Here is a 12701-nt window from a genome sequence, read left to right as displayed (position 1 = left end):
CCAAAATAAGATCGTGTCGTAAAACGACGATAACAACATATTGTGGCGGGGGAATCTGGAAGCGCACAGGGCAAGCCTGCCCAAACTTGAGGAGAAGACCGTGAAGCTGCTGCAAAAACTGTTGTGGACCGGCATGGTGTCGGCGATGGTGGTGTTGAGCGGTTCGGCCTTGGCCGACGAAAAGCCGACCTTGAAGATCGGCTATGTGGAAGGTTGGGACGACAGCGTGGCCACGTCGAACGTGGCGGCACGCATCATCGAAAAGCGCTTCGGCTACCAGGTGCAGCTCGTGCCGGTGGCGGCGGGCATCATGTGGCAGGGCGTGGCGCGCGGCGATCTCGATGCGACGCTTTCCGCGTGGCTGCCGGTCACGCAGGGTGCTTACTGGGCGCAGTTCAAGGACAAGGTGGTCGATCTCGGGACGAACTTCACGGGTGCGAAGATCGGTCTTGTGGTGCCTGATTACGTGAGTGCGAAGAGCATCGTTGATCTCAATGCGCAGAAGAGCGCGTTCGGCGGGCGCATTGTCGGGATCGACGCGGGCGCGGGCGTGATGAGAAAGACCGACACCGCCGTGAAGGAGTATGGGCTCGATTACACGCTCATGCCGAGTTCCGGCAGTGCCATGACGGCCGAGCTTGCGCGCGACGTCAATGCGAAGAAGCCGGTGATCGTGACCGGCTGGACGCCGCACTGGATGTTCGCCAAGTACAAGCTGCGCTTCCTCGAGGATCCCAAGAATGTCTTCGGCGCGGCCGAGCACGTGGATAGCGTAGCCAACCCGGAACTCGAGAAGAAGGCGCCGCCCGTGGTGTCGTTTCTCAAGAAGTTTCAGTGGAAGCCGGGTGAGATCGATAGCGTGATGCTCGCCATTCAGAACGGAGCCAAGCCCGAGGCTGCCGCTGATACCTGGATTGCCGCGCACGGCGAGCGCGTCAATGACTGGGTGCAATCTGCCCAGTAAGCGCTTCGCTTATTGCGGGTTTATCGTCGCGTTTCCTTGTATTCGCGGCGGTCTGCCAGCGGTGCTTATGCGTGGGGCGGCACCTGCTTTTCTTTGCAGCGGCAAAGAAAAGCAGGCAATAGAAAGCCCCTCCAACCGCTCATGCCAGCCACCATTCACCCCGCGCCACACCAGGTAGTGGCTCCGGGCGCCTGTTATCACCCGGCTTCAGCCGGAGTGAAAAAGGGCTCATTCCTCCAGCGGCGCTGCGCGTGCCGTGGGGCATAACTCCAAACCGACGGGGCGCTCGCTCGCGCCTTCGTTTTTTCATGGCACTCGTCAGCTTTTCCGCGCGGATTCGCGCGCGGTGTTCGTCGCCTTTTTTGAGCCAACTTTTCTTTGAATGCCAACACGCGTTTACCCGCGAAAAAGCACCAAAAAAGTCTCAATTCGTGGCGTGTCGCTTTTACATAAGCTCCTGTCGCAAATAGCCATCCCGGCGGGGTTTTTTCTGGCAAACATGTAGTTACACGAAGCGGGCCGGCGCCTGCATGACTAGGAGATGGAGTCGATGGAATCCCCAAAGATCGTAGTCGATGGACTATGCAAGGTTTTCGGGCCTAATCCGAAAGTGGCGCGCGAGCTGCTTTCGAGCGGCGCCACCAAGGACGAGATGTTCGCGAAAACCGGCTATGTGCTGGGCGTGAACAATGCCTCGTTCTCGGTGAACGAAGGCGAGATTTTCGTGCTAATGGGCCTTTCGGGCTCCGGAAAATCCACGCTGATTCGTCTCATCAATCGTCTGGTCGAGCCCACCGCGGGCAGGGTCGTGATCGATGGCCGCGATATCGCCGCGGTGAAGAAAAGCGAGCTGATCGCGCTGCGCCGCACCGACATGAGCATGGTGTTCCAGTCGTTCGCGCTCATGCCGCAGCGCACGGTGCTCGCGAACGCCTCCTTCGGCCTCGAAGTCGCGGGCGTCGGGCGCAAGGAGCGCGAGCAACGCGCGCTCACGGTGCTCGAACAGGTGGGCCTCGCGCAGTTCGCCCACAAGCTGCCCGCCGAGCTTTCCGGCGGCATGCAGCAGCGCGTGGGTCTCGCGCGCGCACTGGCCGTCAACCCCTCGCTCATGATCATGGACGAAGCGTTTTCGGCGCTCGACCCGCTCAAGCGCAAGGAAATGCAGAACGTGCTGCTGCAACTGCAAAAGGAGCAGCGCCGCACGATCATGTTCGTCTCGCACGATCTGGAAGAGGCGCTGCGCATCGGCAGCCGCATTGCCATCATGGAAGGCGGCCGCATCGTGCAGATCGGCACGCCGCAGGAGATCATCAGCAATCCTGCCGATGACTATGTGCGCGCGTTCTTCGACGGCGTGGACACGAGCCGCTACCTCACCGCCGGCGATCTGATGCAGCGCGAAGCCGTGCCGCTCATCCGCACGCTCGACAAGAAGAGCGTGGCCGCGTCGCTCAACGGCAGCAATGAATATGCGTTCGTGCTCGACGCGCAGCGCCGCATCAGCGGCTTCGTCACGCGCGATGCGATCGGCGTGGACAAGCCGTCGGTGCGCAAGGTCGAGAGCATCGCGCTCGGCGCGCCGCTCGATCAGGTGGTTTCGCGCGTGTGCGCAACGAATACAGCATTGCCGGTGGTCGACGATGAAGGCCGCTATTGCGGTTCCATCGATCAGGCCGCTGTCCTCAAGGTCATTACGCGCAACAGGGGTGCCCATGTCTGAGCTCATTCCTCTCGGCCAATGGGTCGATCAGTCGGTTCATTATCTGCTCGACCACGATGCCAACACCTTCGACGCCATCGGTAAGGCGATCGAAAGCTTCGCGAAGCTCATCGAGCATGGCCTTCAGGTCGTGCCCATGTGGGCGATGATGGCGTTCTTCATCGCGCTCGGGTTGTGGCGCGTGGGCTGGCGCTTCGCGATCTTTGCGGCGGCTTCGCTGCTGCTCATCTACGCGACCGGCTTCTGGGATCAGATGATCGTCACCCTGGGGCTCACGCTTTCGTCCACGCTCATTAGCCTCGTGCTGGGCATTCCGCTCGGCATCTGGACCGCGAAGAACAAGCTCGTGCAGACCATCGTGCGGCCGATTCTCGACCTGATGCAGACCATGCCGGCCTTCGTCTACCTGATTCCGGCGGCGATGCTGTTCGGTCTTGGTCGCGTGCCAGGCATTCTCTCGACCGTGATCTTCGCGATGCCGCCCGCCGTGCGTCTCACGAGCCTCGGTATCAAGCACGTGAACCGCGAGATCGTGGAAGCGGGCCACGCCTTCGGCTGCACGCCGTGGCAGCTGCTCTACAAGGTGCAGTTTCCCAATGCGCTGCCCTCGATCATGCAAGGCGTGAACCAGACCATCATGATGGCGCTTTCGATGGTGATCATTGCCTCGATGGTGGGCGCGGGCGGCCTCGGCAACGACGTGCTCGCGAGCATCCAGCGACTCGATATCGGGCTGGGCTTCGAGAGCGGGCTTGCGGTGGTGCTGCTGGCGATCATTCTGGACCGCATCACGGAGAGCTTCGGCCGCGCGCCGGGTGCCGCAAAGGCGCCGCTGTTCTCGGGCATGAAGCAGCTCTTTCGTCCGCGCGCCATAGTCGCGCAGGCTTGAATGGCGAAACGTCTGTTTTAAGCGTGTTGTCCTGATCAGATTAACCGGCTCGCGCGTGCGGGCCGGTTCTTCATTCTCAGCCCGTGCAGGCTTGTCTCCATAGGGGCGCAATGTGACATCCGGCACCGCCGAAGCTGTTGAAGCCACCGAACTCACCAAGCCGCTGGCTTCATTGCAACATTTTGGTTTCCTGACCTTGCCGAATTTTTCGATGATCGCGTTTTCCAACGCTGTCGAAGTTCTGCGCATGGCCAACTATGTGGGCCGCGGCGATCTTTATCGCTGGTCGGTCTATACGCTCGACGGCGCGCCCGCCCGCGCGAGCAACGGCATTTCGGTGCGCCCGGCCCAGGCGCCGGACCCCGACGACCTGCCCGACGTGATGATCGTCTGCGGCGGCATTCACATTCAGGATGCGGTGGACGACAACGTGCGCGACGCGCTGCGCGGCTTCGCGGAGCGGGGCATCCCGCTTGGCGGAATCTGCACGGGGGCTTACGCGCTCATGGCGAGCGGGCTGCTAGACGACTACCGCTGCGTGGTGCACTGGGAGAATCTTTCGTCGCTGCACGAGCGGTTTCCACACGTGCAATTCGCCGACGAGCTATTCGTGGTCGACCGCGACCGGCTGACCTGCACCGGCGGCACGGCGCCGCTCGACCTGATGCTCGATCTCGTGGGCGCGCGCTTTGGCCAGCAGCTTGCCGCCAAGGTCTCGGAGCAATTCATTCTGGAACGCATTCGCGGCGCGACTGATTTGCAGCCGATTCCCGTGGATGCGCGCGTGGGTTTTTCGCGTGCGGAACTGGTCGAGGTCGTGCGGCTGATGGAAGCGAATATTCGCGAGCCGCTCTCGCTGGAAGAGCTCGCGCGGCTCGTGCGGCTTTCGCAACGGCATTTGCAGCGCATGTTCAAGGCGTATCTGAACGTATCGCCCACGCACTATTACCTCACGCTGCGCCTGAAGCGCGCGCGCGAGCTGCTGCGCACGACCGATGCTTCGATCTCGCGCGTGACGGCGATTTGCGGGTTCAATTCGCCGTGCCATTTCAGCAAGGCATATCGCGTGCAGTTCGGTCATGCGCCGAGCCACGAGCGGCGCGGCGGCGAGTGAGGGGGCGGGCGGCCGTATGCCGGTCGACTTCCAGCCGACTTCCAGGCCCGCGGACTCACTGTTGCTGCATGTTTTTCGGACCGGGCACGGCCAACTGCGGCGAAGCAAACATATCCACCAGTTGCTCGCACAACCAGCGGTGCGCGGGCACTGTTTTGTTGCGCTGATGCCAGTAGAGACTAATCACCCGGTCGGGGGCATCGAACGGCGCACGCACGCTGACGACGTTGCCGGCCATCTCCGCGCGATCGCATAGAAATCGGGGATATTTCCTGCCTGCTCGGGCAGGGCGAGCGCATCGAGTTGGTGATGAAGGGCGGCGAGATTCAGTTCGACGAGTAGGTGGTAAGACGCGGTCAGTGCAGCGCGGCAGAAACCGGCGCACTCGCCTCAGCTGTCGCCCCGGGCAGACCAGTTCGAAAGAACGCGTCGAGGTCTGGCATCTGCGCGGGCTCCTGGCCGCTGCGCTGCTCGCGGTACATGATCGGCGGCACGCCGAACTGCTTGCGGAATTCGCGCCCGAGGTGCGAGGCGTCCGCAAAGCCGCAGCTCGAAGCGATATCGGCCACGGTGCGGTCCGAGCTCGTGAGCAGCCACGCGGCGGTGCGCAGGCGCAGCACGTTGGCGAACGCGCGCGGGCTCTTGCCCGTCTCGGCCTTGAAGAGCCGTTCGAGCTGGCGTGGCGAAAGATTGAGTTTGCAGGCCAATTCTTCGAGCGGGATGTTGCGCCCGACTTGCTGCTCCATCAGCAGGATCGCGCGCTTGACCTTCGGATGCGTCGCGGGCTCGAGGCCCGGCGGATGCGGTTGGGGCGCGTTGCCCTTTTGCATCTCGCCCACCAGCAGAATGCGCAGCGCCTTCTGCACGGTCGCGTGGTCGAAATGGCGCAGCAGGATCGCGGCGGCCACGTCGATCGACGCCCGCCCGCCCGAGCAGGTAATGCGGCGGCGGTCGATCACGAAGAGCCGGTCGGCAACCAGTGCGTCGGCGTTCACGTTGGGGAAGCGCTCGATGAAGTCCCAGTAGTGGAACCAGCTTACGCAGATGCGATGCTGCTCCAGCACGCCCGCGCGCATCATCGCGAACACGCCGGTGCAGATGCCCACCACCGTGGTGCCGTTGGCCGCTGCGCTGCGGATATGGCGCAGCGTTTCCTCGCTCGCCTGCGGGCCGGAATGCAGCAGACCGCCCACGACGACGAGATAGTCCACGGGCTCGGCCTCTTCGAAGGTTTCCCATGGCGTGACCTGGATGCCGCAACTCGCGCGCACCGGCGCGAGCGTCTCGCCGATCACGCGCCACGAGCAGCGCACCGGCTTGCTCGAATCGCCGTCATCGGCCGAGAGGCGCAGCATGTCCACGAAACCCGAAAAAGCCGTGAGCGTGAAATTGGGCAGCAGCACGATGCCGAAGCGGATGCGCTCCTTGGGTTGGGCGTCGGGCGAGAGAGCGATCGGAAGCGGGTCGGACATGGCGGCGGGCGGCTCGGGAAAACGCATGCGAATGAACGTCTGCGGCCCGGGAATGCCAAAACGCATCAAACCCGTGGCGCTGCAGTCCGCTCAAGCGTCGCTTATCCGGCGCGCCGGCACTTGTGATTATGCGTCAGGGATCTGCGTCAAAGCGAAATTCAGCGGCCATGGCGCGATCCGTGGCGGGGGTGTTCCGCGGCCACGGCGCATTTGTTCTATCGGCGCCTGGCCGGCTTGGCGACACTCGGCGAAGCCGATTCAACCCAACTCCACCCGATTCCACCGGGTTTCACCCGATTCCACCGCCAGGGCTCTCCACCGTGCCGCACCAGCCGCGCGCCAAAACCGTCGATCTCAACCAGCGTGCCAGCCATGGCGACGCCGCCGCTGCGCTCGCCCTGCTCGAGCAAAGCATGGCGCGCGGACACCAGCGCATCGGCTTGCTGCGCTATTTGCACGCGCGGTGCCTCGGGGCCACGCTGGAGGGCCGGCATCACGACTATGCGCAGCGCGTGACGGCGCGGCTCAGCGAAACGGCGCTGGCCTGCCTCGCGCAGGAGGCGCAGCGCCGCCATCGGGGTTAAAGCGCCAACGTTCGCCTGTCGTTGGTGAACCCGCATGGCCCATCGACCGGAGCTATCTGGAACTTCCCGTCGTCAGTGAAGGGGCAAAGCGGCGTTGCGTGAAAATTTAGTTCGGATTAGAAAATAAATTGAGGGGGTAGAGTTCGTATGGCGCCGTTCCATATGGCGGTTTGCCGATGGAGCGCCGCTTGGCCCTGTTCGCCCATCCATGGTGAAAAGTAAATGCGCAATATGTCGGCCGCTAGCGTTCGGTTCGCGGCGCCCTTCGGATAACCGCCGGGGCGGTGGCTCGGCTGAAATGCCGTCGGCTGAGCCGACTACAATGGATGCTGTCAAAAAGACGAATACGACCAGCCATGCCTCTTACCTCGATTCATCAAGCGCGGAAACGAACAGCCCGGCCAGTCTGGCTCGCCGTGTGCGTCGCGCTCCTGCTGTTGCCGGCAGCCCTCGTTGCCCAGGACGAAAAGCCGGGTATTGCCTTTTCCACGATCGAGCCCGGCGAACCATTGCCCGCAGGCTGGAAGAACCTGCCGGTCGCGCACGGCAAGCGCTTGACGCAATACACGCTCGTTCACGACGGCAACACCACCGTCCTGCAGGCGGACGCGAACCGCTCGGCTTCGGCGCTGATGCACGAAGGTAATATCGACCTCGTTCGCACACCCGTCGTGGCGTGGCGCTGGAAAGCAAAAGAGCCGATCGAGGGCGCCGACAACCGCGTCGGATCGAAAGAAGACGCGCCGGTGCGACTGGTTTTCACATTTGACGGCGACAAAAGCAAGCTATCGTTTTTCGACCGCGCCAAGATGGACCTGGCAAAGCGCATGGGTGGCGAAGAACTGCCCTATGCCACGCTGATGTATATCTGGTCGACCACCGCTAAGCCAGGCACCATCATTGCCAATCCTCACACGAACCGCGTACAAATGATCGTGGTCTCTGGGTTGTCCGGCGACGCGGGTCACTGGCAAAGCCTGCGCCGCAATATCGTGCAAGACTACGAGCGGGTCTTTCACGAATCGCCAGGACGAGTCACCGGCTACGGGCTGTTGACCGATACCGACAATACCGGTACTACGACGCGCGCCTGGTACGGAGACGTCGAGCTCCTGCCCGCGCATTGATAACGCAGAACTAACCGGGTCCATCGGCAAGCACTATGGGCTTGCCGTTGATCCTTATTCGGGCATACCCGCGCTAGCATTCTCAATCAGGCTTAGCGCGATGGTCGGATCGTCAATCGTATCGATCGCAAGCATCGCAAAGCGAGCGAGAAACAGGGGAGCGTTGGCCTCGCCCAATTGGGTCATGGTTTTGCACAGTTGGGTATAGACGTTGTCGAGGTCGCTATCGGTCATGGCGTACTCCTGGATAGGATGGGTCATGGTCATTTTTGAAGGGCCCGGTGGATCGCGGCGCCGACGTCAGCGGCGGCCGTCGAGTGCCAGCGCCCCAGCACATGACCGTCTGGGCGAACGAGGTACACCGTGCCCGGTCTCGCGCCATACATGGCGAACAATCGGCCCGTATGGTCCCAGTTGTGATCGCTCTTCGTCCCGGAATGCAAATGAGCCGTTACCGGGATCAGTTTGAAGGGCAGCTTCTCATGCTTGAGTGTTGCTTCGAGGTCGGTGAAATCGGCGGGCACTGCGCCGTCTTCGCTGAAGTGCAAGACGGTGAAGCAGGGCGCAATCAAGTCGGTCAGGTGAGCTTCTCTGGCCTCGCCGCGCTCGACAATCGTCAACGGACACTCGGTAAGCACGGCTCCTGGCATGGGCCCCGCCTCAAATGCGCTTGAATCTGCTTCCGGCGTATTGAGCGAAGATGCCGTGTAGCTGATAGCCGAGGTCTGCCGCGGGTTGATCAATGAACGCAGCCGTTCGTGCTTTGCCGCCAGACCCAGCACGGCCTTTCGCATCAAGTCGAACGCAAACGACGGTGGCGCCATGAACTCGGTGCTTTTGGTGCCGTGTCTGAGATTTTCGTGCGCCGCAAAAACTCGCTCGTCGGAATAGCTGTCGAGCAGTCCCTCTGCAGCGACGCCACGGACGACAAATGCAAGCTTCCACGCCAGATTGTCTGCGTCATCAATGCCTGAATTTGCGCCACGCACACCGAAGATCGGCACCAGATGGGCAGCGTCGCCCGCAAACAGCACGCGGTCATGACGATAGCGCTCCAATGTCAGAGCGTTAGCCTTATAGATGGTGATCCAGATAGGCGACCAGGCGCCGCGCTCACCCATCATGTCCAACAGGCTTTGCACTCGCGGCATGACGTTTTCTGGCTTCACTGCCTGCTCGGCGTCCTCGCCGTCACGCAGCTGGTAGTCGATGCGCCAAACATTGTCAGGCTGCTTGTGAACCAACACAGTCGAGCCTGGATTGGACGACGGATCAAAGTACGCAAGCCGCTCGGTCGGTCGATCACTCTCAAGTTCAATATCGACAATGACGTAGCGTCCCTCGTAACTTGTTCCTTTGAGCTGCAGACCGAGTTCCTCGCGAATCGTGCTGCGGCCGCCGTCGCACGCGACCACCCAGTCCGTATTGAGGGAATAGTCGGCTTCCGGCGTCGCGAGGCGCAGCGTTGCGCCGTCCGGACGAGATTCAATGGCGCTTACGCGGGTCTGCCATCGAATATCGATCAGGTCGGACCGTCGCTGCGCAGCGTCCAGAAGAAACTGTTCGATATGGTATTGCGCGAGGTTCACCATGGGCGGCAGCTTCTGGTTTTCGTCCTGCGGCATCTTGAAGTGCAGCACTTCGGTGTCGCGGTAGAAGCTGCGACCACCGGTCCACGGCAGCCCGGTTTTCAAGAACCCGTCTACCGCGCCGAGACGATCCATAATTTCGAGGCTGCGGCGGGAGATACAGATGGCGCGACTACCGTAGCAAACGGAGTCGTCGGCTTCGATCAAAACCGAGGGGACGCCGTGATTGGCAAGGCCGAGTGCCACGGTCAGTCCGACCGGGCCGCCGCCCACAATCGTCACTGCATGTCGCTTTATCTCGAGACCGTTGTCGAGTGCCGGTGCGGTAGCAGCGAACTTTTTTGCACTGAAAGGGTAGGTCTTAAACTCCATCGTTTGCTCCATAACGTGTTCCTGGAATTGCCGCGCGAGAGCCATAAGCGTCCGGTTTCATCGGAGCATCTCGCGGTCTGGCGCATCGCGCAAAGTCGGCACGCGTTAACGCGCGTTATTTGATAATTCCGCATGCTGCGGGCGCTTAGCCTGGATCGGCAGCACCGCGACAATGAGCGCGCCGATCACAAGCAAAGCCGCCGCATAGAGCAAGCCGGCCGAGAAGTTGTGTGTCAGATCTTTCATCCAGCCGACAATCAAGGGATTCAAAGCCGAGCCAATGTTGCCGGTCGCATTGATCACCGCAATGCCAACGGCGCGGGCACGGAAGCTCAGCGCGTGATCCGGGGTCGTCCAGAAGATCGACATGGCGGTATAGGATCCTGCGGACGCCAGGCAGATGCCCAGCAGCTGGACCACAGGCAGCGTCGAGTAGGCCGTGCACAGCCAGCCTGCAGCGGAGCAGAGCATCGGCAGCATCAAGTGCCATTTGCGTTCCTGCTTCCGATCCGAGCGCCTTCCCCACCAGATCATGGCGACGATAGTGCAGATTTGCGGGATCGCAGCCAGAAGGCCCACGGTGCGATTGCTCGCGCCTGCGCTGAAACTCTTCACGATCAGCGGAGTCCACACGGCAACCATGGCAAGCGTGTTGACCAGGCAGAAGTACGCCAACGCGAACTTGATGACGGTCGGCGACAAGAGTTCGCCAAGAAGGCTTTTCTCTGCCACAGATTCGCCATGAGGCGCGGGATCGGTTTTGTGCTCGGCCGCGAGGATATGTGAGAGCGTGCGTTTCTCTTCCGGGTTGAGCCACGCTGCCTTTTCAGGGACGTCGCGAAGGTAGGCGAAGACGACCAGACCCAAAATTGCGGAAGGCAAGCCTTCAAGAAAAAACAGCCATTGCCAGCCTTTGAGGCCAAGTGTTCCATCCAGGGCCAGGATGTACCCTGAGAGCGCAGACCCGAGTGCGGCTGTCACTGGCATGGCGATCATGAACATGGCGTTCGCTCTCGCACGATAAGCGCCCGGAAACCAGTAGGTCATATACAGCAAGATGCCGGGCAGAAAGCCCGCCTCCGTGACGCCGACCAGGATGCGTAAAAGATAGAGCGTGCCTGGACTCGATGCAAACATGGTTGCGGTGGATGCGAAGCCCCACGCGATCATGATGGTCCCGATCCATTTGCGTGCGCCGATGCGCGTCAGAACGATATTGCTCGGGATGCCAAACGCAATGTAAGCGATATAAAACAATGTCGTCGCCAGACCGAATTGGACTCCCGAAAGACCAAGGTCTTTCATCATCGTGAGCCCGGCAAAGCCGATATTGATCCGATCCAGAAACGAGAAGAAGAACAGAATGAAGAGAAACCAGAGCAGATGTCGCGATACCTTCGCAATGACATGCTGCTCGGAGCGCGAAGCGCGCGGTCCAGCGTTATGCTCCGGTCCACCAGGAACCAGGCTGCGGTCAGCCAGCGGGGTGGTTTCCATATGAGTCGTCTCCAGATCCAGGTCTATGTCGAGCGCTACGGCACTCAATGCAATCGCGTCGGCTCGGCAGGGATGCGAGGTATGGCGATGACTGGAGTATGCGAGGGCGACGAACTGGCGCTGTCCCCAAAACGGGTACAAGTTGGCAAGGGAAGCGGACTAGAGAAAACCCCTGGTTCGAATCGACCGGGCGGGCGTCCGACGTGGGGCGACGGACCGCGCGGGTCAGCTTTTATCCGGAGCCAGGCACAAGGCGAACAATTGCCGCTGGCTCGAAATGCCAAGGCGGCGGTACGCGCGCTTCTGATAGGTCGCGACGCTTGAAGCCTTCACCCCCATTACATCGCCGATTTCCTGCGCGGTGCGGCCTTCCAGAACTCCGCAAAGCACATCGACCTCTCGCTTCGATAAATCGGGGCATATCCTGCGGATGCGCGCGAGCATGAGTTGCGGAATCCCGGACTGAATCGGCCCGCACAGCGAGTAATGGTGCTTTGCGGATTGGGTGATGAGCGGAGAAAATGCTTCGATCAGCGCGATCTCGTTTGGATGAAAATGTCCGCGCCGGCGGTCGCGGTAGAGATTGACGGAAAGCCAGATGTCCTGTGCCGGCTGCAGTAGCAGGGAGACACGGCCTGACACGTCAGGTTGGTGGTAACACGCGGCTCGATATCCCTCATGCGTGATGTCTTCGACGGCTTGCTGGTGGAGCAGCACTGCCGAGTCGGGTTTCTCCGGCCGGGCCGCCGAAATGACCGCCTGGTTACCGTCCAGCGCGTAAAAGGTCCTGGCATAGACATCCGCGACATTGCGGAGGAATCGGCCGCCGCGGTGGTCTGCCACCGACACCGTTCGCGGGCGATTGTTGAATTCGTACGCAAACACCGTGCATTGCGAGATGCCTGCGGCGTCGCCTAGTAACTTCAAAACTTCTGCGGCGAATGCGTTGGCATCATCAGACCCAATGGCGGAAACCAGGCTCGTTGCCCGCGAAAGATCGAGGTTCCCTGAGAGACTGGGACGTTCGAGCCGCCATAAACGCATGATGATTTGGAGAAGTTGTTAATCAAGGAAGGCGACTTTGAGCGCCGCCTGGGCGATTTGTTTTCGTTCTGGTTCGCGCCAATGCGTGAATACCATGAGCGGACCGCACAACGCTATGCAAGCATCATACTCCGAGCCCTGGCTCCAGCAGAAGATCAGTTGACTCGACCCGCGAGCTCGCAGTTTCAATGACCCTTGTATCCGCGCGGTCAAAATGTCGAGCACGATCTGTGCGGCCGATCTGGGTCGGCAACGCCCGATCGCATCCGGCTTAATCCTCCAGAGTCATCGCCGATTTTTCGTCTGGCCATGCCGCCATGGAGACGGCG

General features: G+C 61.3%; 12 protein-coding genes. 6 read left to right on the top strand and 6 right to left on the bottom strand.

Annotation, left to right across the window (positions count from 1 at the left end; all coding sequences use genetic code 11):
- Positions 1-100: 100 nt before the first annotated feature.
- The 4 genes from P5W98_RS28520 to P5W98_RS28505 all read left to right on the top strand — a co-directional run bounded on the left by P5W98_RS28520 (position 101) and on the right by P5W98_RS28505 (position 4687).
- Entirely contained in the window at positions 101-964 is an 864-nt protein-coding gene (locus P5W98_RS28520; RefSeq protein ID WP_421027151.1) for a glycine betaine ABC transporter substrate-binding protein, read from the top strand.
- Between the two features lie 550 nt (positions 965-1514).
- On the top strand, positions 1515-2684 hold the full coding sequence (locus P5W98_RS28515; RefSeq protein WP_421027150.1) for a quaternary amine ABC transporter ATP-binding protein: 1170 nt from the start codon (positions 1515-1517) through the stop codon (positions 2682-2684).
- Complete coding sequence (gene choW / locus P5W98_RS28510) at positions 2677-3573, top strand: choline ABC transporter permease subunit (RefSeq protein WP_421027149.1); 897 nt, start codon at positions 2677-2679, stop codon at positions 3571-3573. Before P5W98_RS28515 ends, choW begins: the two co-directional genes overlap by 8 nt.
- Positions 3574-3685: 112 nt before the next feature.
- The gene (locus tag P5W98_RS28505) at positions 3686-4687 is read left to right on the top strand and encodes a GlxA family transcriptional regulator (RefSeq protein ID WP_421027148.1); all 1002 of its coding nucleotides are present in this window, start codon (positions 3686-3688) and stop codon (positions 4685-4687) included.
- 55 nt (positions 4688-4742) lie between these two features.
- On the opposite strand, the gene P5W98_RS28500 is transcribed toward P5W98_RS28505, so the two are convergent.
- Together P5W98_RS28500 and P5W98_RS28495 are read right to left on the bottom strand one after the other, a co-directional pair.
- Positions 4743-4925 (bottom strand): hypothetical protein, encoded by a 183-nt coding sequence (locus P5W98_RS28500; RefSeq protein ID WP_421027147.1) that lies wholly within the window; start codon positions 4923-4925, stop codon positions 4743-4745.
- A gap of 118 nt (positions 4926-5043) precedes the next feature.
- The gene (locus P5W98_RS28495; protein ID WP_421027146.1) at positions 5044-6159 is read right to left on the bottom strand and encodes a GlxA family transcriptional regulator; all 1116 of its coding nucleotides are present in this window, start codon (positions 6157-6159) and stop codon (positions 5044-5046) included.
- 320 nt (positions 6160-6479) lie between these two features.
- On the opposite strand from P5W98_RS28495, the gene P5W98_RS28490 reads away from it, so the two are divergent.
- Both P5W98_RS28490 and P5W98_RS28485 read left to right on the top strand, forming a co-directional pair.
- Entirely contained in the window at positions 6480-6743 is a 264-nt protein-coding gene (locus tag P5W98_RS28490) for a hypothetical protein (RefSeq protein WP_421027145.1), read from the top strand.
- 356 nt (positions 6744-7099) lie between these two features.
- Positions 7100-7870 carry a DUF3047 domain-containing protein gene (locus tag P5W98_RS28485; protein WP_421027144.1) on the top strand — a complete coding sequence of 257 codons (771 nt, stop codon included), beginning with the start codon at positions 7100-7102 and terminating at the stop codon, positions 7868-7870.
- A gap of 54 nt (positions 7871-7924) precedes the next feature.
- On the opposite strand, the gene P5W98_RS28480 is transcribed toward P5W98_RS28485, so the two are convergent.
- The 4 genes from P5W98_RS28480 to P5W98_RS28465 all read right to left on the bottom strand — a co-directional run bounded on the left by P5W98_RS28480 (position 7925) and on the right by P5W98_RS28465 (position 12372).
- Positions 7925-8104: a hypothetical protein gene (locus P5W98_RS28480; RefSeq protein WP_421027143.1), complete on the bottom strand. Its 180-nt coding sequence runs from the start codon at positions 8102-8104 to the stop codon at positions 7925-7927.
- Positions 8105-8133: 29 nt separating this feature from the next.
- Positions 8134-9831 carry an FAD-dependent oxidoreductase gene (locus P5W98_RS28475; protein WP_421027142.1) on the bottom strand — a complete coding sequence of 566 codons (1698 nt, stop codon included), beginning with the start codon at positions 9829-9831 and terminating at the stop codon, positions 8134-8136.
- A 105-nt stretch (positions 9832-9936) separates the two neighbouring features.
- The gene (locus P5W98_RS28470; protein ID WP_421027141.1) at positions 9937-11328 is read right to left on the bottom strand and encodes an MFS transporter; all 1392 of its coding nucleotides are present in this window, start codon (positions 11326-11328) and stop codon (positions 9937-9939) included.
- A gap of 225 nt (positions 11329-11553) precedes the next feature.
- Positions 11554-12372: a LuxR C-terminal-related transcriptional regulator gene (locus P5W98_RS28465; protein ID WP_421027140.1), complete on the bottom strand. Its 819-nt coding sequence runs from the start codon at positions 12370-12372 to the stop codon at positions 11554-11556.
- Positions 12373-12701 lie beyond the last annotated feature (329 nt).

Source organism: Paraburkholderia sp. A1BS-2L, assembly GCF_051125205.1.
In the GTDB taxonomy this organism is placed as follows: domain Bacteria; phylum Pseudomonadota; class Gammaproteobacteria; order Burkholderiales; family Burkholderiaceae; genus Paraburkholderia.
The sequence above is the reverse complement of the archived record's forward strand: the minus strand, read 5'-3'. Positions and strand labels throughout refer to the sequence as shown.